This window comes from Pseudomonas brassicacearum, assembly GCF_000585995.1.
GTDB classification, from domain to species: Bacteria; Pseudomonadota; Gammaproteobacteria; order Pseudomonadales; family Pseudomonadaceae; genus Aquipseudomonas; species Aquipseudomonas brassicacearum_A.
Genome location: NZ_CP007410.1, coordinates 2974754 through 2995247, shown reverse-complemented (window position 1 = coordinate 2995247; position 20494 = coordinate 2974754). Strand labels below are relative to the sequence as shown.

Genomic DNA, 20494 nt, shown 5'->3' with positions numbered 1-20494 from the left:
GGAGCAAGCTCCCTCGCCACGGCACATTCAACATTGAAGTTGGAGCTGCCCACGCCATAACGTTTACAATCCCCGCCCTCTTCTACTTCCCCAAGGAACCGCCATGTCCGGGCTTGAACTGTTTGCCGCAGCCCTCGGCGTGATTGCTGTCTGGTTGACCGTCAAGCAGAACCCCTGGTGCTGGCCGATCGGCCTGGTCATGGTGTTGCTGTACAGCTGGATTTTCTTCGAGGTGAAGTTGTACTCGGACATGTTGCTGCAGGTGATCTACGCCGTGCTGCAGCTCTATGGCTGGTGGCAATGGACCCGCGCCGGGCGACATCACGAGGGGCGCCAGGTGACGCGCCTGGGTGGACCGTCGGTGTTGCTCGGCCTGGCCATCGGTGCCGCAGGCAGCTTGCTGTTGGGCGCCGCCATGGCGCACTGGACCGACGCCGCCCAGCCCTGGCTCGACGCCGCGCTCACCGGCTTCAGCCTCGTGGCCCAGTGGTGGATGGCGCAGAAACGCGTGCAATGCTGGCCTTTGTGGATCGCTCTGGACATCATCTTCGTTGGCCTGTTCATCTACAAAGGCCTGCACCTGACCGCCGCGCTCTACGCCCTGTTCACCCTGTTGGCCGTGCAAGGCTGGCGGGAATGGCGCGCCGACCCGGCCCTGCGCGCATGAAGGTGGTGGTGCTTACCGGCCCGGAATCCAGCGGCAAGAGCTGGCTGGCGGCACAATTGCAGGCGCATTTCGGCGGTTTGCGGGTGGATGAATACGTTCGCCACTTCATGGAGCAGACCCAGCGCGACACCTGCCTGGCCGACATCACCGACATCGCCAGCGGCCAATTGGCCTGGGAGGACGCCGCCCGTGTCCGTCATCCGGCGTTGCTGGTCCTCGATACTCATCTACTGAGCAATATCCTCTGGAGCCAGACCCTGTTCGATGATTGCCCAGCCTGGCTCGAGCCGGCCTTGCTGGCGCGCCATTACGACGTGCACCTGCTGCTGAGCCCCGAACAGGTCGAATGGACCGGTGACGGCCTGCGATGCCAGCCTGCGCTGGAAGAGCGGATGCAGTTTTTCCAAGCGCTCAAGGATTGGCTGGTCCGACATCAACAACCCCTCCAGGTGATTGAAGGTGACTGGGCGCAACGCCGGGATCAGGTATTTGCAGCTGTAACCCGACTGCTTCAGTCCTGATCGTCACCCAGACCGTGTTGTTTCATTCGTGATACAGCCCAACCGCGGCAAACCCGGCTCCAGAGCGTATCAACGGAATTGTCATCGCTGTTGTTAAGTTATTGAAACACCCCTCCGGCAGGCCCTGCTCCAGAGCCAAGCGATAGCGCACGGCCATTAGCTACCGTGCCCCTGTCTCACGGATGAAACAGATCCGCATCGCGGACGCCATCAAAAAAACCCAACCCACTGATTATTAAAGTTTTTTAAAAAGCGGCACAACACCTGCTCTGCCTCACTTCGCAACGCTGGACCAGGGCCAGCCCACCGAAGAAGGAATCGATGCCGTGGGGACTTTCGAGAGAAGTTTGACCTGCCTGCTGTTGATCGGCTGCGCTGCCAGCGCAACGCTCAGCCTACCCGTGCAGGCCGAGGGCAACGGCGTCATTGTGCTCAACCGTGACGTGCAACCCATTCACATCGGTCGTAACGGAGGCAAAGACCCCTACCCGACCACCGTCAACGCCAACCCCTCCGATCGAATCAATCAAGCGACCACCAGCACCGAACTGAGTGACGGCGAATTCGCCAGCGTCGCCAGCGGCTCGTCGATCCGCAACACCGTCAATCCGAACACCGGCGTGCAGGGCCTGAATGTCGTCACCAACCCTAACGGCATGCCAGGCATGAATGCCGCTCACGGTGGCGGTAGCGGTGGCGCGATCTCCGGCACCATCAATCGCTCACTGAGTTCCGGCCTGGCCCCACTGGGTCGGCTGGCGGGAGGCCAGTGACATGAAGCCTGCCCTGTTGCTACTCGCCCTGCTTGGCTCTTCCATTGCGCTCGCCGATCCAGGTGTGGCGGTGGTCAGTAACGCCAATCTGCAGGACTCCGGCAGCCATTACACCGGCAACTTCAACATCAACCAGGCAGCGGGCGACCAGACCCAGCAGACCAACACCCGCGCCATCGCCATTGGTACCCACGCGCACGCCACCACCAGCGTGCAGCAACGCCTCGACACGCAGGCCAACCCTTCCATGAACGCAACCGCTCGTATTGGCGGCAACGCTTTCACCAACGGCAACGGAGTGCTGGGCGTCAACCAGTCCGCCGGGGCCAACAACCAGATGGCCAATGTCATGCGAGTGGGCATCAGTGCCCAACCGCAGAGCATTGACGACAGCGCCCTTTCTCAACAGAACGTGGCGTTGTTACCGAACTCAGGAGCAACTGGCACCCCAACCGGCAGCCGCCAGGTCGTCACCAGCGACCAGGCCTTCACCGGCAGCCGAGGGGTGATTCAGGTGAACCAGAGTGCCGGGGTGGGGAACCGAATGGCCAACACCCTGAGCATCCGGGTCGCTGACTGACCCGGTACAGCAAGCATAAGAAAACACTGACACTTAACCAACGACACGCAAGGAGAAACACCATGAAACCTACAATGGCACTCAAACCATTGGTTTTCGCTCTCGCCGCTGTCATGGCAATGGCTGCACAGGCTGGAGGAAACAGTAACGGGCACGGCAATGGCCACGGCCATGGCAATGGCCATCAGCAAGGGCCAACGCTGGATCAACTGCTCTCCATCAATGCCGGCGCTGGGGCTACGGTGCTGGATGAGCAGAACAGCGATGGCAACGTGGTGACCAACCAGGCCACCCGCAACACCGCTGAATCCACTGACTCGCTCAATGGCAGCAACGGTAACATGGGCGCTAACATTGCCGCCGGCGATGGCAACCAGCAAGACAACGCCGCCGCCCTGGCCACCGCAGACGAAAGCTTCATCTTCGGCTCGGCGGTTGCCGCCTCCAGCGCCACTCAAGTCAATAACAACAACTACGTTAAAAACAACTCGACTCAAAACAACGCCTCGCTCACCAACGCGGGCAATAACGGCTCCGGCAACATCGGTATCAACGTGACCGCCGGTAACTTCAACCAACAGAAAAACAACCTGGCCATCGCCGTATCCGGGGGGCGCGTCGCACAAGCCTCCGCCTCGGCCGACCAGTCTTCCACTGGCCTGGTGGTCGACAACAAAGGCGTGCGGACCTACAAAACCGACACCCTCACCAGCACCTACGCCGCTTCTGGCACCTTCAAGGCCAAAGGCACCGGCACCGTCGAAGACGATGACCACGGTGGCTGGGGCAACAAAGGTGGCTACGGCGGCGGTCACGATGACGACAAGTTCAAGTTCTCCGCCGTGGGCACTTTCGAACTGGCCGGCAGCAACACCCAGCAAGTGCTGACCCGTGACGGTTGGAAAAACCCTGTGATCAATAACGCCACCATGACCAACTCCATGAACGGCTTCTCCGGCAACGGCGGCGCCAACGTGTCGGCAGGCGTGGGCAACCAGCAAAGCAACTCGCTGTCCATCGCAGCCGGCTGCAAGGCTTGCATGTAAGCGCGCATGAAACGAAGCCCCGGAAACGGGGCTTTTTTTCCAGGGTTCCCTCAAGGCGTATCGATCATGCGTACGATTGCCCTTTCCCTGCTGCTCTGCATGGCCTGCGTAGCTGAAGCCGCGCAGATGCCAGTCGCTGCCCTGCCTGGTGGCATGCTGGTCTACAAACCGGTGCAAAGCGTGCGCGAGCGTAAGTTCAGCGACATCGTCGAGCAGAAAACCGATTTCAGTTGCGGCGCCGCCGCGCTGGCCACGGTGCTGCGCCAGGCCTATTGGCTGGACGTCGATGAAGAACACGTCATCAAGGGCATGCTGATCAATGCCGACCAGAACCTGGTTCGCACCCAAGGGTTTTCCATGTTGGACATGAAACGCTACGTGGAAACCATCGGCATGCGCGCCCGGGGCTACCGGATACCGCCTGAGAAACTCGAGGCGGTGACGATTCCAGTGGTGGTCCTGATGGAAATACGCGGCTACAAGCACTTCGTGGTGTTGCAGCGAGCCGACAAGCAATGGGTCTACATCGGCGACCCGGTGCTGGGTCACAAACGTTACTCCCACGAGGACTTCGTCAAAAGCTGGAACGGCATCGTCTTTGCCATCGTCGGTCCGGGTTATGACAAGACCAACGCGTTACGCAGCCCTCCGCAACCGCTGACGGCACGTAACAAGCTGGACGGTTTCAACCCGGTCAAGGATGCAGAACTGATGGATTTCGGCTTCATACAGAGCGACTTCTTTTAATCGCCGACTACTGCCAATAACAAATAAGTACCACTAGGGGCAGGACGCTCCGGGAGCAACACATGAAAACTTCATATTGGCTGTCGCTCGCCTGCCTGGCTGCGACCGCCTCGGGCTATGCCCATGCCGGATTCAAACCCATCGAAGTCAAGGACCAGGAGCTCGCCGAGCTGCGCGGTCGTTATGTCATGCCCGGCCGAGTCATCAGCTTCGGCATTGTCATGAGCAGCACTTGGCGCAACGCCAGCGGTGACCTGATCGGCGCCAGCAGTTCCATGCAAATCCAAGCCTCCACCGTCAAACCCGAGTTCTACGTCTCGACCATCAAGCAAACCGGCAACGGCAGCACCCCGGAACAGGGCAGCGGCAACATCACCGGTGGCGCGGGCCTTGGTAGCGGCCAGGGCGTGACCCAAAGCGTTCGTGCCGCCGGCGACGGCAACACCGCCTACAACAACGTCAGCATCAACGTGAAGGAGAGCAGCCACGCGCCCGCATTGGCGCCATCCCAAGGCCAGTTGTTGACCAAGGGCCAGACCATCAGCGGCAGCAATGCCGCCGGCAGCGTTGCGGTCACCGCCACCGGCAGCGGCGTACAAATGGCGATCCAGGCCAGCCATAACCAAGGCAACGCCCTGCAGCAAGTCGCCCAAGGCGGCTTGCTGCAAAACACCCGCCTGCTGGGCAACAGCAACCTGGTCAACAACATGACGCAACTTAACGTGGTGCTGAACAATAACGGCGCCAGTGCCGGCGCACTGGACTGCAATCTGACCCAACTGCGCGGCCTTCGTAACCTCGGTTATTGAACTACGCTGATTTGCGACTATTGGGCAATTAAGGACGGCATATTTCATGTATCGATCCGTATCGTTGCGCGCTGTAATATGTTTAAGCACGTTGTTCCCGGCGACCGTGTTGCAAGCGGCACCGGACGCTGACATCGAGGCCCTGAAACAGGAACTACTCGAGCTCAAGCAACGATACGAGGTCCAACAAAAAGCCCTGGCGGTGCTCGAACAGCGGGTCCGCCAGGTGGAGGATCAACCCGCCGCTCCACCGCCCAAGCGCCTGGCCAAATCCCCAGCCGACATGAAAGGCAACCAGACCGTGGCCGGCAGCGGTGCGGCAGCCGCCGGCGGCAGCGGCTATGGGCAATCCCTGGCCGATGATTCTCAACCGGCCCAGAGCGTTTCTAACCTCTATGACGAGGCCAGCGGCTTCTTTGGCGGCGGTAAATTCAGCTTTGAAACCGGCGTGACCTATTCGCGCTACGACACGCGGCAACTGATCCTCAACGGTTTCCTGGCCCTGGATTCGATTTTCCTGGGCAACATCAACCTGGACCGGATCAAGGCCGACACCTGGACGCTGGACCTGACCGGCCGCTACAACTTCGACAATCGCTGGCAGTTCGACCTTAACGTGCCGGTGGTCTACCGCGAATCCACCTACCAGTCGGGAGGCGCCAATAATGGAGCCGCCGGCGTCACCAGCGAAGAAACCGTTACCCGCGATCCCACCATCGGCGACGTCAACTTCGGCGTTGCCTACAAGTTCATGGATGAATCGATCAACACCCCGGACGCGGTGGTCACCCTGCGCGTCAAGGCGCCTACCGGCGAGGAGCCGTTTGGCATCAAGTTGCGCCAATCCCAGGCCAACACCAACCTGTTCGTGCCTGACGATCTGCCCACCGGCAACGGCGTCTGGTCGATCACCCCCGGCCTCTCGCTGGTCAAGACCTTCGACCCGGCCGTGCTGTTCGGCACCCTGTCCTATACCCATAACCTTGAAGAGTCGTTCGACGACATCAGCTCAACCGTCAACCAGAAGATACCGGGCAAGGTGCGCATCGGCGACAGCTTCCAGCTTGGCGCGGGCATCGCCTTTGCCTTGAACGAGAAGATGAGCATGTCGTTCTCGGTTTCCGACCTGATACAGAAGAAAAGCAAGCTCAAGCAGGACGGCGGGGATTGGGAATCGGTGGTCTCCAGCGACGCCAATGCCGGCTACTTCAACATCGGCATGACCGTGGCAGCCAGCGACAACCTGACCATCGTGCCCAACCTGTCCATCGGGCTGACCGACGATGCGCCAGATTTCACCTTTAGCCTGAAGTTTCCGTATTACTTCTAGCGCAAGGTCAGGGCCTGACAAGGCCCTTGTGGGAGCGAGCTTGCTCGCGATAGCGGTGTATCAGTCACAATCACGTCACTGAACGACCGCTATCGCGAGCAAGCTCGCTCCCACATTTATGGAATGTGCAAGGCAGGCTTGGCTTAGCGAATTTGATGCTTGTGCAGCAGACGATAAAAAGTCGGCCGGGACACACCCAGCACCCTGGCCGCCACACTCAGGTTGTCGCTATGTCGATTGAGCACATCGCTCAACGCCTGGCGCTCGGCGCGGGTCTTGTAGTCCTCGAGGGTGCCCATCGGTGCAACGACGCCGTGCTGACTGGCCAGGCCAAGGTCGCGGGCTTCGATCTGTCGCCCTTCAGCCAGCACCAGGCCGCGACGGACGCGGTTGGCCAATTCCCGTACATTGCCTGGCCAATCATGCTTGCCCATCGCCACCAACGCATCTTCGCTGAAACTTCGAGGCCGGCGGCCGGTTTCCTGGCTGTAGAAATGGGAAAAATGACTGGCCAGCATCGACAGGTCGCCATGGCGTTCACGCAATGGCGCCATCGCTACCTGCAATACGTTCAGGCGATAGTAGAGATCCTCGCGGAAACGCTTGTGCTCGATGGCCGCCTCCAAATCCACATGAGTGGCCGCCAATATCCGTACATCCACCGCAATCGGTTGGCTACCACCGACCCGCTCGATATGTTTCTCCTGCAAAAAGCGCAGCAGATTGGCCTGTAGCTCCAACGGCAAATCGCCGATTTCATCCAGAAACAGGGTGCCACCGTTGGCTGCTTCAATTCGCCCGATCTTGCGCTGGTGAGCGCCGGTGAAGGCGCCCTTTTCGTGACCGAACAACTCGGACTGGATGAGGTGTTCCGGGATGGCCCCGCAGTTGATGGCAATGAACGGTTTATTGCGACGATGGGACTGGAAGTGCAGTGTGCGCGCCACCAGCTCCTTACCAGTGCCGCTCTCGCCGCGAATCAACACCGGCGACTCGGCAGGCGCCAGTTTGCTCAGCAACTTACGCAACTCGCGAATCGGTTTGCTATCGCCCAGCAATTCATGTTCGGGCTGATCGATGTGAATCGAGCCCTGCCCCCTCAAGCGGGCCATGCCAAACGCCCGCCCCAGCGTTACCTGGACCCGGGAAACGTCGAACGGCAAGGTATGGAAGTCGAAAAACCATTCGCAGACAAAATCACCCACGTTTTGTAGGCGCAGCACTTCCTGGCTGAGCACAGCGATCCACTCGGTGCCGCTGCGGCTGATCAATTCCTTGACCGCTTCCGGGCGCTCCAGGTGAAAAGGTTGCAACCGCAAGAGCCCCACATCGCAGGTTCGATCACCGGCATGTTCGAGCGAGCAGCTGTCGACGTCCCAGCCGATGGCACGTAAACCCGGCAACAGGCGATGACAATCATCGCAAGGATCGACCACGAGCAGACGGCGGGACGTACTGGCTTCGATCATGACTGATCCTTGGCGCCAAAATTAAGAAATATGAGTAGAAACAGTCCTTTGGCGAACCTGAATGTAACAGTAGCAAGAACTTGACACATCCTTGTATCAATTGATTATCGAGATGACCCTAAAACGGTTATAAGCAAGCGTTCGTTAGTTACTGCCCGTTAAATCTTTCATGCAGCTTTCAAACAAAAGCCCGCGAGCCTTGTCTGAAAGAAAGTCGAAATTTATTTAAAGATTGTGTGACCTGCCCCCCTGTTGCGGACATCAGTACAAGTAACCAGCCGCACGGTACGCCCAACCGACGGCAGATCATTTGATTGGGCACACTTAAGAGAAAATGCCATGAACGCCCCGCTCCGTATCAACGAAGCTCTTTTGATTGCCGACCGCGCATTCCGTCCTTTCCAATGCGTGGCCTGGGCTCCACAAGACGGTAACGGCGAACTGAGCCTGACCGTCATCGACCGCACCAATACTCATATTGGCCGCACTCAGATTCCCAGCAGCGCCTATACCGACCCCGCTCAATTGGCCAACCTGTTGAAACAGGCCCGTGCTGAATTAAGCCAGGAAGGTTACAAACTGCAATCGTGGTCCATGCCTGAATAACACGGCGATAGAAGCCTGTTATTGATTGAAGACTTGGTATTGGGTCGAAAAGCCATCGTTATGGCACGAATCGCCCCTGTTTCTGTAGAACCTGACAGTTGTGCACTGTCTCGTTCAAGGATTGAATGTTGCCCTCATGCAGTCGTCGCGCCCTTCCGGGCTGGTCGACGCGCAAGGAGAGGCATGCATGCTAGATCAATCCGCGTTTGCGCTCCCTTTGCCTGCAGCTCAGGCCGGGCAACTTGATCCAGGCTTTGCCGGTAGCGGTAAAGCCTGGATTCATTTCGCCGATAGCACCTCAAGCCTGACCACGGGGCTGACCATCGACCACGCCGGACGGATTCTGGTGGCGGCCAGGGTCGATACGGCCCACGGCAGCCGGTTCGGGCTGGCACGGCTTAATCACGACGGCTCGACCGACCCGGACTTCGGCACCTGCGGCTGCGTAATCGGCTCTTTTGAACACGACTTCGAAGCAACCGCGGGCAAAGTGATTGAACTGCCCGACGGGCATATCTTGTTGTCAGGCCTGCATTACGAAAGCACCGACCACACCCTTCCAGCCCTGGCGTTGTTCGATCCCCAGGGCCGTGCCGTCCAAAGCTTCGGCAACGCCGGGCGACAGGTCATCCGGCTCTGCGGCAATCTCTCCCAAGGCCTGCGCGACCCATGGTTACCACCCGGCGTACCGGGTCTTGAAGCCTGTGACATGTGCGTGCAGGCCGATGGCCGGATACTCCTGCTGGCCAACCATCATTACCAACTGTCTGACCATGTCGGCGTCCTGATCCGGTTGTTGCCCGATGGCGCATTGGATACCTCGTTTAACAGTCGCGGCTTTGTGATGGTCCGGCGCTTACTGAAAAACACCTGGCTGGGCTGCCTGACACTCCAGGCCGATGGCAACATCGTGGTGGGTGGCGCCATCGACTTGCCCCAACATGGCTTGATGGCCCGCTACGACCCCAACGGCAAACTCGATGACAGCTTCGGCGAGGACGGTATTCTGTCGATCATGACGCAAGGGCACAGCGTCATGATCAGCCAGGTCGTCCAGCATAAAAACGGAGATTTGCAGGCGTTCGGCAGCAGCCGCGATCCGATGCACTGCCTGTCCTTCAAAGTGCGCCAGGACGGCAAACCCGACCGTCACAGCAACCAGGGCCAATGCCGGCTCCTGGAGATCGGACACAACGCCAGCCAATGGACCGCCGCCCAGGTTCAGCCGGACGGAAAACTGGTGACCGTCGGCGCCACCATCGGCGGCATCGAGGCCGATTTCATTCTGGCCCGGCACCTGCCAGACGCCAGGCTCGACCCCGACTTTGGCCTGGGCGAAGGCTGGGTTCGCACGCGACTCGGCTACAGCCTGGACACCGCCACCTCCGTCGCCGTGCAGGCTGACGGGAAAATCCTGGCAGGGGGCTATTCGCTCCATGGCAGTTATCGAGCGGTGGTTACACGGTATTGGGCCTAAGCCGAATTGCCACGGGTGGCGGTATTTATTCCTACGCTTGATATTCCGCATTTCTTACGGCAAGTTGCGCGCTTCTAATTAAAAGGAGCAGCCGATGTCCGGTTCAATGGCTCAGGCTTTCGCGCACAACTTTCTTGGGCATTCACCGCGCTGGTACAAGGCGTGCATTGTCACCTTCCTGATTCTCAATGCCGTGGTGCTGTGGACCCTGGGCCCGGTGGTTGCCGGCTGGATGCTGGTCGTGGAGTTCATCTTCACCCTCGCCATGGCCCTGAAATGCTACCCGCTGATGCCCGGCGGACTGTTGCTGGTCGAAGCCTTGCTGCTGGGCATGACCACTCCGAAGGCGCTGTACGACGAACTGCTGCATAACTTCCCGGTGATCCTGCTGCTGATGTTCATGGTGGCCGGGATTTACTTCATGAAGGATCTGCTGCTGTTTCTGTTCTCCCGGCTGCTTTTGGGTGTGCGCTCCAAAGCGATGCTGTCGTTGATGTTCTGCTTCCTCTCGGCCTTCCTGTCGGCGTTCCTGGATGCGTTGACGGTCACAGCGGTCATCATCAGCGCCGCGGTGGGCTTCTATGCGGTGTACCACCGTGTGGCCTCGGGCAATGATCCGCGCCAGGACAGCGACGTCGATGAGGACCACGACCTGCCGTCGCGTCATCATGAAGATCTCAATCAGTTCCGGGCGTTTCTACGCAGCTTGCTGATGCATGGCGCCGTAGGCACCGCGTTGGGCGGCGTATGCACCTTGGTAGGAGAACCGCAGAACCTGCTGATCGGCCATGAGATGGATTGGCATTTCTTGGCGTTCTTTTTGAAGGTTGCGCCCGTTTCAATACCCGTGCTGATAGCCGGGCTGGTGACCTGCGTGGCGCTGGAAAAGCTGCGCTGGTTCGGTTATGGCACGCTGCTGCCGGAAAACGTACGCGCGGTCCTGGCCGACTACGCCGAGCAGGACAATCGCGAACGCACCTCACGTCAACGTGCGGCCCTGATCGTCCAGGGTATTGCCGCGCTGATTCTGATCGTGGGCCTGGCGCTGCACATCGCCGAAGTCGGCCTGATCGGCCTGATGGTCATCGTGCTGATCACCGCGTTCACCGGCATCACCGACGAGCACCGGCTCGGCAATGCGTTCAAGGACGCCATGCCGTTCACCGCGTTGCTGGTGGTGTTCTTTGCGGTGGTGGCGGTCATTCATGATCAGCAGCTGTTCACGCCGTTGATTCAATGGGTCCTGGCCCTGCCCGCCGATCAACAACCGGGCATGCTGTTCATTGCCAACGGCCTGCTGTCGGCCATCAGCGACAACGTGTTCGTCGCGACCATCTACATTACCGAAGTCAAGCAGGCCTTCGTCTCCGGGCACATGAGCCGCGAACAGTTCGAAACCCTGGCGGTGGCCATCAACACCGGTACCAACCTGCCCAGCGTCGCCACGCCGAACGGACAAGCCGCGTTTCTGTTCCTGCTGACCTCGGCGATTGCACCGCTGATTCGCCTGTCCTATGGCCGGATGGTCTGGATGGCCTTGCCCTACACCGTGGTGATGGGTGGCTTGGGCTGGTATGCGGTGACGTACTGGCTGTAGGAATGCCCTCCGTGGCGAGGGAGCTTGCTCCCGCTGGGCTGCGCAGCAGCCCTCATCGCTGCAATCTGAAGCCTGACACATAGGACTCGCTGGCTTGAGGGGCGCTTCGCGCCCCAGCGGGAGCAAGCTCCCTCGCCACAAAAGCCAGGGCATTCTATTTCGGCAGAATGTACCGCTCGATCGCCAGGGCCGCGCCATCTTCGGTAACGGCTGCAGTAATGACATCGGCCTGACGCTTGATCGCCTCCTCCGCCTGCCCCATGGCAATCGACAAGCCCGCGCGATGGAACATCGCCGGGTCATTGCCACCGTCGCCCATGGCCGCCGTGTGCTCCAGCGGCACCCCCAGGAACTTCGCCAGGGTCGACAGCGCTTCGCCCTTGTTGGCCTGCATCGCGGTCACGTCCAGGTAGATCGGTTGCGAACGCGACACTTGGGCCTGGCCCTTGAGCAGCGGGTGCAAACGGGCCTCCAGCTCAACCAGCAAATCCGTATTGGCGCTGGTGGCGACGATCTTGTCGATTCGTTCCAGGTAGGGCTCGAAGCTCTCGACCTGCACTGGCGGATAGCCCAGGCCGCGGGTTTCCACCGGCACCATCGGACCGTTGGCGTCACGCACCAGCCAGTCGCCGTCGGCAAATACCCAGACCTCGATCCCGGGTTGATCGGCGTACAACGCCAGGGTGGTCAGGGCCGCCTCAGGTGGCAGGTAATGGACGGCGAGAAAACTGCCGTCCGGATGCACCAGCGTACCGCCATTGAACGCTGCCGTGGGCAGGTCGACGCCCAGGGCTTCGATCTGCTGCAACATGGCCCGGGGCGGACGCCCAGTGGCCAGGCTGAACAGCACACCGGCCTCACGCAATGAGCGAACGGCTTCGATGGTGCGCTGGTTGAGGCTGTGGTCGGGCAGCAGCAATGTGCCGTCCATGTCGCTGAGCAAAAAGCGGATGGGGTGCTTCAACTGATCACTCATCCGAGGCCATGCCAGACGCGGCCATCGCGGGTCAGCAAGTCATTGGCGGTCGATGGACCGTCTTCCCCGGCCTTGTAGGGCTGGACTGTGGCGTCCTGCTGCCAGGCATCGAGGAATGGTTGTACGACACGCCAGCCGTTTTCAATGTTGTCGGCGCGCTGGAACAGTGTCTGATCGCCGGTCAGGCAATCGTAGATCAGGGTTTCGTAACCCGTGGACGGCTGCATTTCGAAGAAGTCCTTATAGGCAAAGCCCAATTCAATATTCGCCATGTCGAGTGCCGGCCCCGGCCGTTTGGCCAGCAGGTCGAACCACATGCCTTCATTGGGTTGAATCTGGATTCTCAAGTAGGTAGGTTGCAATTCGTCGACTTCGGTGTCGCGAAACTGCGCGTAGGGTGCCGGTTTGAAGCAGATGACGATTTCCGTGTCCCGCACGCTCATGCGTTTGCCGGTACGCAGGTAAAACGGCACGCCCACCCACCGCCAGTTATCGATCATGACCTTGAGGGCAACGTAGGTTTCGGTGCTGCTGTCGGCGGCCACGTTGGCTTCCTGGCGGTAACCGTTGACCGGTTTGCCAGCCACTTCACCGGCGGTGTACTGACCGCGTATCGAGTTGGCACGCGCCTGTTCCACTGACCAGGGCCGAATCGCCCCCACCACCTTGGCTTTTTCCCCGCGCACCGCGTCTGCGCCAAAGGCGGCCGGCGGCTCCATGGCCACCATCGCGAGCAGTTGGAACAAGTGGTTGGGCACCATGTCCCGCAGGGCGCCGGTGTGCTCATAAAAACTGCCACGGGTTTCCACGCCGACGGTTTCGGCGGCGGTGATTTGTACGTGATCGATGTAGTGGTTGTTCCAGAACGCCTCGAACAGGCTGTTGGAGAAACGACTGACCAGGATGTTCTGCACCGTTTCCTTGCCCAGGTAATGGTCGATCCGATAAATCTGTTTCTCGCTCATGACCTTGAGCAGGCAAGCGTTCAGTGCTTCGGCGGTTTGCAGATCGGAGCCGAACGGCTTTTCGATCACCACGCGCCGGAAGGCATCCTCCTGCTCTTGAAGCAGCCCGGCCGCGCCAAGGCGGCTGACCACTTCACTGAAAAAGCGCGGCGCGGTCGCCAGGTAGAACACTGCATTGCCGGTGCCGCTGGCGGCGATTTTCGCCGCCAGCGCCTGGTACGTGCTGTCATCGAGGAAATCACCCTGGACGTAGCTGATGCCCCGGGCCAATTTGGCCCACAGCAGCGGGTCGAGCGCTCGGTCGGCATCGCCGCCCTTGTTCGCCGCTTCGTGACGGATGAAGTCCTCGAGTTTCTTGGCAAAGTCCACATCGCTGATGGCGTTGTGGTCGACTCCGATGATCCGCAGCCCATCGCCCAGCAAACCGTCACGACTGAGGTGGTAAAGCGCCGGCATTAGCAGACGCTTGACCAGATCACCATGGGCGCCAAACAGGAACAGCGTGGTCGGCGGCGCGGGTTCTGCCTTGGATTTGCTGCCGATCGAGGTCATTTTTTCGGCGTCTCCACGTGGCCGCCAAAGCCGAAGCGCATGGCCGAGAGCATTTTGTCGCCATAGGTACTTTGCTGGCGCGAACGGAAACGGGCAAAGAGCGAACTGGACAGCACCGGAACCGGCACCGCTTGCTCGATGGCCGCCTCGATGGTCCAGCGCCCTTCTCCACTGTCGGCGACCTCACCGGAAAAACCGTCCAGTTTCGGATCGCTGGCCAACGCGTCGGCGGTCAGATCCAGCAACCATGACGAAACCACGCTGCCGCGTCGCCAAACTTCGGCGATATCGGCGACATTCAGGTCGAAACGCTGTTCCGCTGGCAGGCTTTCACTGGACTTGGTCTTGAGAATGTCAAAACCCTCGGCGAAGGCCTGCATCATGCCGTACTCAATGCCGTTGTGAATCATCTTCACAAAATGCCCGGCGCCCGCAGGGCCCGCATGGATATAGCCGCGTTCGGCACGGTCATCGTCAGACTTGCGGTCGCGGGTACGCGGGATATCGCCCATGCCAGGGGCCAGGCTGTCGAACAACGGGTCCAAGCGCTTCACCACTTCGGCGTCACCGCCAATCATCATGCAGTAGCCGCGCTCCAGGCCCCAGACGCCGCCGGAGGTACCGACGTCGATATAGCTCAGGCCCTTTTCCAACAAGGCCTGGGCACGACGAATGTCGTCCTTGTAGTACGTGTTGCCGCCGTCAATGATTACATCACCCGGCTCAAGCAATTCGCTGAGGGCATTGATGGTGTCTTCGGTGGGTGCACCGGCTGGCAGCATGACCCAGACCGCCCGCGGTTTCTCGAGGCCGGCGACCAACGCAGGCAGGTCCGCCACACCGGTAGCGCCCTCCTGGCTCAGGTTTTCGACGAACGCCGCGTTGCGGTCATAGACCACGGTGGTGTGCCCATTGAGCATCAGGCGCCGCGCAATATTGCCGCCCATGCGGCCCAGTCCAATAATCCCGAGTTGCATGTACTGATGCTCCCTACTACAAATAAAGGTGTGTCAAAGATTTAACACTATCGACTAATGGAGGTTAGTCCAGAGCATTGCTGCATAGTTTCCGGGTAATTCGGGCGATCACAAGGGATAACGCTCAAGATCCGGCCGAAGACACAGCGACCATGAAAAATAAAAAAGTTCCAATCACAAGCAAAAGAAATCAGAATCGGCGCCGATAGTAGAGGTGTCGACCAAAAAGCTGGCGACATCTCTATAGTTGATGTAGCCATTTGCGAGGTGAGCAATGGGCCCTGTCGTTACCGCACGTCCTCCCCAAACCCTTTATGTGACCATTCGTCGCGACGAATTACGCTTACTGAAGGAAGAGCGTGATCTACTGCTTGATGAAGTGATGCAGTTGCGCATGCAGTTGCAGCACGCACAGCTACCCCACCAAAGCCAGGTGCTGGCTCGGTAACTCCGCCCCAGAGGCACGGCATCGGGAAGTGACCCCGGCTACATCGGTGTCACTTCCATGCACGCTCGATATGCGCACGTTTGGCGAGAGAATTCAGCGAAACGTCGCACCGCTCCGCTGGACCGCCTAACGGTCCCGAGCCTGCGTGTTTGATTTGGCCTGCCAGTCTGGTCTGGTCAGCGACCTATCGGGGTTACTGCGCAACCCGACGGGGATAAATCCCCTCGCCACAGAGAAATCCCCCCCACCGCAGATAAATTCCTCTGGGCGATTCGCGCCCGAGCCATCAATTTGTATCAAAAAAACTCACAAAGTTTTCACACCCCTACCGCGATACTCCCGGCCTCTTAAGATAGTTCGGCGTATGCCTATGGACGCCAATCGGGTGCCAAAGGCTTCGCCAATGAAGGCTGGAGCGCTTGATGAGCTTGTTCAAACGCAGCAAAACGACTGCGCAAAGTTTCGACTGGGCCGGGTTCGGCTGGCTGTTTCTGTTTTTCTGGTATTTCTCGGGCATTACCCAACTGCTCATTCTGCTGACCGACACTTCCGGCTTCACGGGGTTTCGCCAGGCGTTCGTGATGAGTGCCGTGTGGCTCGCGCCTATGCTGCTATTTCCCACCCGCACGCGCGTACTCGCCGCGTTGATCGGTGTGGTGCTGTGGGCCTGCTCCATGGCCAGCCTGGGTTATTTCTTCATCTATCAGCAGGAATTTTCCCAAAGCGTCATCTTCATCATGTTCGAGTCGAACGTCTCTGAAGCTGGCGAGTACATGACTCAATATTTTGCCTGGTGGATGGTCGCCGCCTTCCTGGCCCACACCGCTGTTGGGTACTGGCTCTGGACTCGCCTGCGTCCGGTGTACCTGCCCCGAGGCCGGGCCTGGGTGGCAGCGGTCGTGATCGTAGTGGCCGTGGTTGGCTATCCGCTGATCAAGCAAACCCTGCGCGCCGGTACCTTCGCTGGCGGCCTGGAGAAATTCGAAGATCGCATCGAGCCGGCGGTGCCGTGGCAGATGCTGGTGGCTTATCGTCGCTACGGCGAGCAGCTGGAAAACATGCAAGGCATGCTCCACAGCGCCAGCAAGATCAAGCCACTGAGCAACCTCAAGGACGCGATGGCCAACCAGCCGGCAACCCTGGTGTTGGTCATCGGCGAATCCACCAACCGCCAGCGCATGAGCCTCTACGGCTATCCGAGGGAAACCACACCGGAGCTGGACAAGCTCAAGGACCAGCTTTCGGTTTTCGACAACGTCATCACTCCGCGCCCCTACACCATTGAAGCCTTGCAGCAGGTGCTGACGTTCGCTGACGAGGAGAACCCGGATCTGTACCTGAGCACGCCATCGGTGGTGAGCATGATGAAACAGGCCGGCTACAAGACTTTCTGGATCACCAACCAGCAGACCATGACCAAGCGCAACACCATGCTCACGACCTTCTCTCAACAGGCCGATGAGCAGGTGTACCTGAACAACAACCGCAACCAGAACGCCGCGCAGTACGATGGCGACGTGATCGAGCCGTTCAACAAAGCCTTGGCCGACAGCGCCCCGCGCAAATTGATCGTGGTGCATCTGCTCGGTACCCATATGAGCTATCAGTACCGCTATCCACCGACCTTCAACAAATTCACCGACCGCCAGGGCGTTCCGGCAGGCGTACGTGACGATCAAGTCGCGACCTATAACAGTTACGATAACGCGGTGCTGTACAACGATTTCGTGGTGTCCAGCCTGATCAAGGACTTCGCCAAGACTGACCCGGATGGTTTCTTGCTGTACCTGTCGGACCACGGTGAAGACGTGTTCGATTCGCTGGGCCATAACACCCTGGGCCGCAACGAAGCCAAGCCGACCGCGCCGATGTACACCATTCCGTTCATGGCCTGGGCCTCGCCCAAGTGGCGCGAAAGCCACGACTGGAGCTTTGCCGGCGACCTGTCACGGCCCTATAGCAGCTCTCACCTGATCCACACTTGGGCAGATATGGCGGGCTTGAGCTTTGATGAGCTGGACCGTAGCAAGAGCCTGATCAGTGATGACTTCAAGGCTCGGCCGCTGTTGATTGGCAATCCTTATGAAAGCCAGCATAAAGGGCTGATTGATTTCAGCTTGATGAAGCCTAAGGCGCCGGTGGCTGAGATTGTGCAGAAATAGCCGGGAGCACCTCGCGGACGAGCTTGCTCGCGAAAGCGGAAGGGTCAGTTTACGGTGATGTCGGCCGGGCTGGCCTCATCGCGAGCGAGCTCGCTCCCACAGTTTTTTGTGCCGTTTGCAGATGCCGCGAACATCCACAACCCCATGTGGGAGCGAGCTTGCTCGCGATAGCAGTGGTACAGCCACATAGATGCTGGACATACCCCCGCTCTGCTTTGCTTTAGATCTTGATCTTGATCTCAACGCCCCATTAACCACGCTGGCCGAACGCAGGCATTGCGTAGTGGGCATCCCGGCATGGATGCCGGGATAGCCGCGCTGGGCCATGGATGGCCCTTCGCGGCGGCCCACGGAGCAATGCCTGCGTTCGGGCATGCCGAGCCTAGGCGAGGCACCGAGTGGTGGGGCAAAAGCGCTTTGGTTACTTTCGCGCTTTTCGAAAGTGACCCGCCGTAAGGGCGGAACCGCCAGCCGCCGTTACCGAAAAAACGGATATACACACAAACCTAAAAGCCCAAAAGCATCAAGCTCTCAAAGCGGCTTCGTCCAAAACAGCATGCGCCCATGGGCCGGGTCAAACATGCCCGCGGCAAAACCAAACTTGGCATAACTCCCCTGGGCCACGGCATTACCCTCAAGCACCTCCAGGGTAATCTTGCAGCAACCGCGCTGGCGGGCAATGTCCTCGACCTTTTGCAACATCTTCTGGCTCAGCCCTAGCCCGCGAAAAGCCTTCATCACCGCCACATCATGGATATTGACCAGTGGCCGGCAAGCAAAAGTTGAAAACCCCTCGAAACAATTAACCAGCCCCGCGGGTTCGCCATTGACGAACGCCAGCACACTAAACGCATGGGGGCGCTTGGCCAACTCCTCGGGCAGATGCAGCAACACCTCCGCCGGCAACGAATGACCACCCCCCATCGGATCCTCCGCATAGCCATTGAGCACATGACAGATCGCTTCAGCGTGGACCGGGTTGGTGTAGCTGGCTTGCAGTACAAGGATGTCCTTGGCTTCTTCCATGACCTTCCATCTCACTTCGTTAGTACCGACGGCTTGAGTCTGTCGGCGGGATACGGGATACAGGTCAGTTGGGCTGACCAAAACGTTGCAATTGCATTTCCTGAAGGCGACTGAGAGTACGGCGAAACGGGAATTGCAGATAGCCCTCGGTGTACAACTCATCCATCGGCACCTGGGCCGACAGGTACAGCGGCACCTTGCGGTCATAGCATTCGTCGACCAGGGCGATGAAACGCCGTACGCCGTCGTCGTGAACCGACAGTTGCGGCAGCTCGCGATCCCCGGCCACAACCCGCTCGACACCGTCTTCCGTGCCACGGGCAATGCGCCCTTCACGCTGCTCGGCACTCAGGTTGGGCACGTCACTGAGCAGGATGACCTTGAAACGGTCGCACAGGGCCATGAAATCCAGGGCCGAGAACGGTTGCTCACACAGATCCGGGTAACGGCTCCAAAGCACCGCGTCACTGGCCTGGATCGGCTCAATCAGACGATGACCGACTTCAACCGGCTCGCCGCTCAGTTTCTGCCCTGCTGTCAACTGGCGGAAGACATCGGCCAACGGGTCGGCCTGCCCGGGGTCGCGCAGCCAGTAGCGCTGCTGCAACGTGCCCGGGTGCTGGCGGTGGTCCTGCCATCCGTTGACCGGCACGACCTGCATGTGCTGCTTGATCGCGGTGATGGTCGGCACAAAGCGTTCACGGTTGTGGCCGTTGGCATAAAGCTCCTCCGGCGGCAGGTTGGACGTGCTTACCACCACCATGCCTTGCTCGAACATCACCTGGAACAGACGGCCGAGGATGATGGCATCGCCAATGTCGCTGACAAACAACTCGTCGAAACACAGCACCCGTACCTCTCGACTCAACTCCCGGGCCAAGGCTTGCAAAGGGTCCGGCGTGCCGGTGAGCTGGAACGAGCGCTGGTGCACCCAGGCCATGAAATGATGAAAGTGCTGGCGGCGAGCCGGCACCTTGAGGCTTTCGTGGAAACGGTCCATCAGCCAGGTCTTGCCGCGGCCGACCGGGCCCCAGAGGTAAACGCCCTTGATCGACTTGCGGCCCTCGTGCAACGCCTGGTGGCATTGCTCCAGGGCCATGATGGCCAACTCCTGGGCTTCGTCCTGAACGAAACCGTGGTGTTCGATGGCGTGCTGCCAGGCACTCAAGGGAGAGTCGAAAGTCATACGGCCCAGGTCCGGAAAACGAAGGTGGGGAGTATGCCATGTCGTTGAAGTGAGCGATCACACCGACGCTATGAAACAACGCGTAACCCTGTGGCGAGGGAGCTTGCTCCCGATCGGTTGCGCAGCAACCGCAAAAGCTTGGGGCCGCTACGCAGCCCAGCGGGAGCAAGCTCCCTCGCCACAACAGCGTTCGCCTGTAAAAAATGTAAACGCTAAACCGAGATATCCAACCGACTGATCTTCCCCTGCTCATCAAGCCGGAAGGTATAGCGCAACTCCAGCGGGCTGCCGGGGAAGGTCCCGGAAATCAGATTCTGCACCAACACCTTGCCAGTGCGCTGTTGCACATTGAGCACTTCCACCCGTGGCTGAAAACGCCGGGCTGTGTCTTCCATCCATTGGACGATGGCCTGGGTACCGGCCCGATGCTGGCCTTCATCGAACACGTGGGCATCCTCGGCGAAGAACCGCGTCACCGCCGAACTGTCACGGGCATTGGCGGCCGCAATGTAACCGGCGATGGCCGGGGCCAGGGAAGAGACGGGATTGGACATGGCAAGGCTCCTTGTTTTATCGATCT

General features: G+C 59.6%; 20 protein-coding genes. 13 read left to right on the top strand and 7 right to left on the bottom strand.

From position 1 onward, the window contains the following. The first annotated feature begins 103 nt into the window (after positions 1–103). From pnuC to CD58_RS12990, 8 genes are all read left to right on the top strand, one after another. Entirely contained in the window at positions 104–667 is a 564-nt protein-coding gene (pnuC, locus tag CD58_RS13025; protein WP_025213434.1) for a nicotinamide riboside transporter PnuC, read from the top strand. Continuing rightward, positions 664–1188, top strand: coding sequence for an AAA family ATPase (locus CD58_RS13020; protein ID WP_025213433.1), 525 nt, complete (start codon positions 664–666; stop codon positions 1186–1188). The genes pnuC and CD58_RS13020 overlap by 4 nt, the downstream gene beginning before the upstream one ends. Positions 1189–1514: 326 nt before the next feature. Continuing rightward, on the top strand, positions 1515–1961 hold the full coding sequence (locus CD58_RS13015; RefSeq protein ID WP_025213432.1) for a hypothetical protein: 447 nt from the start codon (positions 1515–1517) through the stop codon (positions 1959–1961). Position 1962: 1 nt separating this feature from the next. Beyond that, positions 1963–2541: a hypothetical protein gene (locus CD58_RS13010; protein WP_025213431.1), complete on the top strand. Its 579-nt coding sequence runs from the start codon at positions 1963–1965 to the stop codon at positions 2539–2541. Between the two features lie 62 nt (positions 2542–2603). Then, entirely contained in the window at positions 2604–3587 is a 984-nt protein-coding gene (locus tag CD58_RS13005) for a hypothetical protein (protein WP_025213430.1), read from the top strand. A gap of 66 nt (positions 3588–3653) precedes the next feature. Then, the gene (locus CD58_RS13000; protein WP_025213429.1) at positions 3654–4334 is read left to right on the top strand and encodes a C39 family peptidase; all 681 of its coding nucleotides are present in this window, start codon (positions 3654–3656) and stop codon (positions 4332–4334) included. Positions 4335–4396: 62 nt separating this feature from the next. Beyond that, positions 4397–5143 carry a hypothetical protein gene (locus CD58_RS12995; protein ID WP_025213428.1) on the top strand — a complete coding sequence of 249 codons (747 nt, stop codon included), beginning with the start codon at positions 4397–4399 and terminating at the stop codon, positions 5141–5143. Positions 5144–5189: 46 nt separating this feature from the next. Continuing rightward, positions 5190–6473: a transporter gene (locus CD58_RS12990; protein WP_025213427.1), complete on the top strand. Its 1284-nt coding sequence runs from the start codon at positions 5190–5192 to the stop codon at positions 6471–6473. 143 nt (positions 6474–6616) lie between these two features. Here the strand turns inward: CD58_RS12990 and CD58_RS12985 are convergent, their stop codons facing one another. Further along, entirely contained in the window at positions 6617–7942 is a 1326-nt protein-coding gene (locus CD58_RS12985; RefSeq protein WP_025213426.1) for a sigma-54 dependent transcriptional regulator, read from the bottom strand. A 339-nt stretch (positions 7943–8281) separates the two neighbouring features. Between CD58_RS12985 and CD58_RS12980 the strand changes: the two genes are divergently transcribed. From CD58_RS12980 to nhaB, 3 genes are all read left to right on the top strand, one after another. After that, positions 8282–8548: a hypothetical protein gene (locus CD58_RS12980; RefSeq protein ID WP_003181216.1), complete on the top strand. Its 267-nt coding sequence runs from the start codon at positions 8282–8284 to the stop codon at positions 8546–8548. A gap of 187 nt (positions 8549–8735) precedes the next feature. Beyond that, positions 8736–10025 (top strand): hypothetical protein, encoded by a 1290-nt coding sequence (locus CD58_RS12975; RefSeq protein ID WP_025213425.1) that lies wholly within the window; start codon positions 8736–8738, stop codon positions 10023–10025. Between the two features lie 94 nt (positions 10026–10119). Beyond that, positions 10120–11622: a sodium/proton antiporter NhaB gene (gene nhaB / locus CD58_RS12970; RefSeq protein ID WP_025213424.1), complete on the top strand. Its 1503-nt coding sequence runs from the start codon at positions 10120–10122 to the stop codon at positions 11620–11622. Between the two features lie 154 nt (positions 11623–11776). On the opposite strand, the gene CD58_RS12965 is transcribed toward nhaB, so the two are convergent. Genes CD58_RS12965 through gnd form a run of 3 tightly spaced genes read right to left on the bottom strand, consistent with a single transcriptional unit; the run spans position 11777 to position 15116 of the window. Next, complete coding sequence (locus tag CD58_RS12965) at positions 11777–12598, bottom strand: Cof-type HAD-IIB family hydrolase (RefSeq protein WP_025213423.1); 822 nt, start codon at positions 12596–12598, stop codon at positions 11777–11779. Continuing rightward, a complete protein-coding gene (gene zwf / locus CD58_RS12960; RefSeq protein WP_025213422.1) occupies positions 12595–14115 on the bottom strand; it encodes a glucose-6-phosphate dehydrogenase in 1521 nt (506 codons plus the stop codon). Before zwf ends, CD58_RS12965 begins: the two co-directional genes overlap by 4 nt. Further along, complete coding sequence (gene gnd / locus CD58_RS12955) at positions 14112–15116, bottom strand: phosphogluconate dehydrogenase (NAD(+)-dependent, decarboxylating) (protein WP_268747315.1); 1005 nt, start codon at positions 15114–15116, stop codon at positions 14112–14114. Before gnd ends, zwf begins: the two co-directional genes overlap by 4 nt. A gap of 250 nt (positions 15117–15366) precedes the next feature. On the opposite strand from gnd, the gene CD58_RS31220 reads away from it, so the two are divergent. Both CD58_RS31220 and CD58_RS12950 read left to right on the top strand, forming a co-directional pair. Continuing rightward, complete coding sequence (locus CD58_RS31220) at positions 15367–15540, top strand: DUF6026 family protein (protein WP_200868914.1); 174 nt, start codon at positions 15367–15369, stop codon at positions 15538–15540. Between the two features lie 422 nt (positions 15541–15962). Next, on the top strand, positions 15963–17702 hold the full coding sequence (locus CD58_RS12950) for a phosphoethanolamine transferase CptA (RefSeq protein WP_025213420.1): 1740 nt from the start codon (positions 15963–15965) through the stop codon (positions 17700–17702). Between the two features lie 531 nt (positions 17703–18233). Here CD58_RS12950 and CD58_RS12945 read toward each other — a convergent pair. The 3 genes from CD58_RS12945 to CD58_RS12935 form a co-directional block, all read right to left on the bottom strand. After that, entirely contained in the window at positions 18234–18728 is a 495-nt protein-coding gene (locus CD58_RS12945) for a GNAT family N-acetyltransferase (RefSeq protein ID WP_025213419.1), read from the bottom strand. A 64-nt stretch (positions 18729–18792) separates the two neighbouring features. Then, complete coding sequence (gene zapE / locus CD58_RS12940; RefSeq protein WP_025213418.1) at positions 18793–19914, bottom strand: cell division protein ZapE; 1122 nt, start codon at positions 19912–19914, stop codon at positions 18793–18795. 212 nt (positions 19915–20126) lie between these two features. Continuing rightward, a complete protein-coding gene (locus CD58_RS12935) occupies positions 20127–20468 on the bottom strand; it encodes a nuclear transport factor 2 family protein (protein ID WP_025213417.1) in 342 nt (113 codons plus the stop codon). Positions 20469–20494: the final 26 nt, after the last annotated feature.

What these genes read in the sequence shown, in the direction of transcription:
- CD58_RS13005 (WP_025213430.1), top strand. Translation starts at nt 2,604, where the DNA reads ATGAAACCTACAATGGCACTCAAACCATTGGTTTTCGCTCTCGCCGCT.
- CD58_RS12985 (WP_025213426.1), bottom strand. Translation starts at nt 7,942, where the DNA reads ATGATCGAAGCCAGTACGTCCCGCCGTCTGCTCGTGGTCGATCCTTGC.
- CD58_RS12950 (WP_025213420.1), top strand. Translation starts at nt 15,963, where the DNA reads ATGAGCTTGTTCAAACGCAGCAAAACGACTGCGCAAAGTTTCGACTGG.
- zwf (WP_025213422.1), bottom strand. Translation starts at nt 14,115, where the DNA reads ATGACCTCGATCGGCAGCAAATCCAAGGCAGAACCCGCGCCGCCGACC.
- CD58_RS31220 (WP_200868914.1), top strand. Translation starts at nt 15,367, where the DNA reads ATGGGCCCTGTCGTTACCGCACGTCCTCCCCAAACCCTTTATGTGACC.
- CD58_RS12995 (WP_025213428.1), top strand. Translation starts at nt 4,397, where the DNA reads ATGAAAACTTCATATTGGCTGTCGCTCGCCTGCCTGGCTGCGACCGCC.
- CD58_RS12975 (WP_025213425.1), top strand. Translation starts at nt 8,736, where the DNA reads ATGCTAGATCAATCCGCGTTTGCGCTCCCTTTGCCTGCAGCTCAGGCC.
- CD58_RS13000 (WP_025213429.1), top strand. Translation starts at nt 3,654, where the DNA reads ATGCGTACGATTGCCCTTTCCCTGCTGCTCTGCATGGCCTGCGTAGCT.
- CD58_RS12965 (WP_025213423.1), bottom strand. Translation starts at nt 12,598, where the DNA reads ATGAGTGATCAGTTGAAGCACCCCATCCGCTTTTTGCTCAGCGACATG.
- CD58_RS13020 (WP_025213433.1), top strand. Translation starts at nt 664, where the DNA reads ATGAAGGTGGTGGTGCTTACCGGCCCGGAATCCAGCGGCAAGAGCTGG.
- nhaB (WP_025213424.1), top strand. Translation starts at nt 10,120, where the DNA reads ATGTCCGGTTCAATGGCTCAGGCTTTCGCGCACAACTTTCTTGGGCAT.
- CD58_RS12945 (WP_025213419.1), bottom strand. Translation starts at nt 18,728, where the DNA reads ATGGAAGAAGCCAAGGACATCCTTGTACTGCAAGCCAGCTACACCAAC.
- zapE (WP_025213418.1), bottom strand. Translation starts at nt 19,914, where the DNA reads ATGACTTTCGACTCTCCCTTGAGTGCCTGGCAGCACGCCATCGAACAC.
- CD58_RS12980 (WP_003181216.1), top strand. Translation starts at nt 8,282, where the DNA reads ATGAACGCCCCGCTCCGTATCAACGAAGCTCTTTTGATTGCCGACCGC.
- CD58_RS13010 (WP_025213431.1), top strand. Translation starts at nt 1,963, where the DNA reads ATGAAGCCTGCCCTGTTGCTACTCGCCCTGCTTGGCTCTTCCATTGCG.
- pnuC (WP_025213434.1), top strand. Translation starts at nt 104, where the DNA reads ATGTCCGGGCTTGAACTGTTTGCCGCAGCCCTCGGCGTGATTGCTGTC.
- CD58_RS12935 (WP_025213417.1), bottom strand. Translation starts at nt 20,468, where the DNA reads ATGTCCAATCCCGTCTCTTCCCTGGCCCCGGCCATCGCCGGTTACATT.
- CD58_RS12990 (WP_025213427.1), top strand. Translation starts at nt 5,190, where the DNA reads ATGTATCGATCCGTATCGTTGCGCGCTGTAATATGTTTAAGCACGTTG.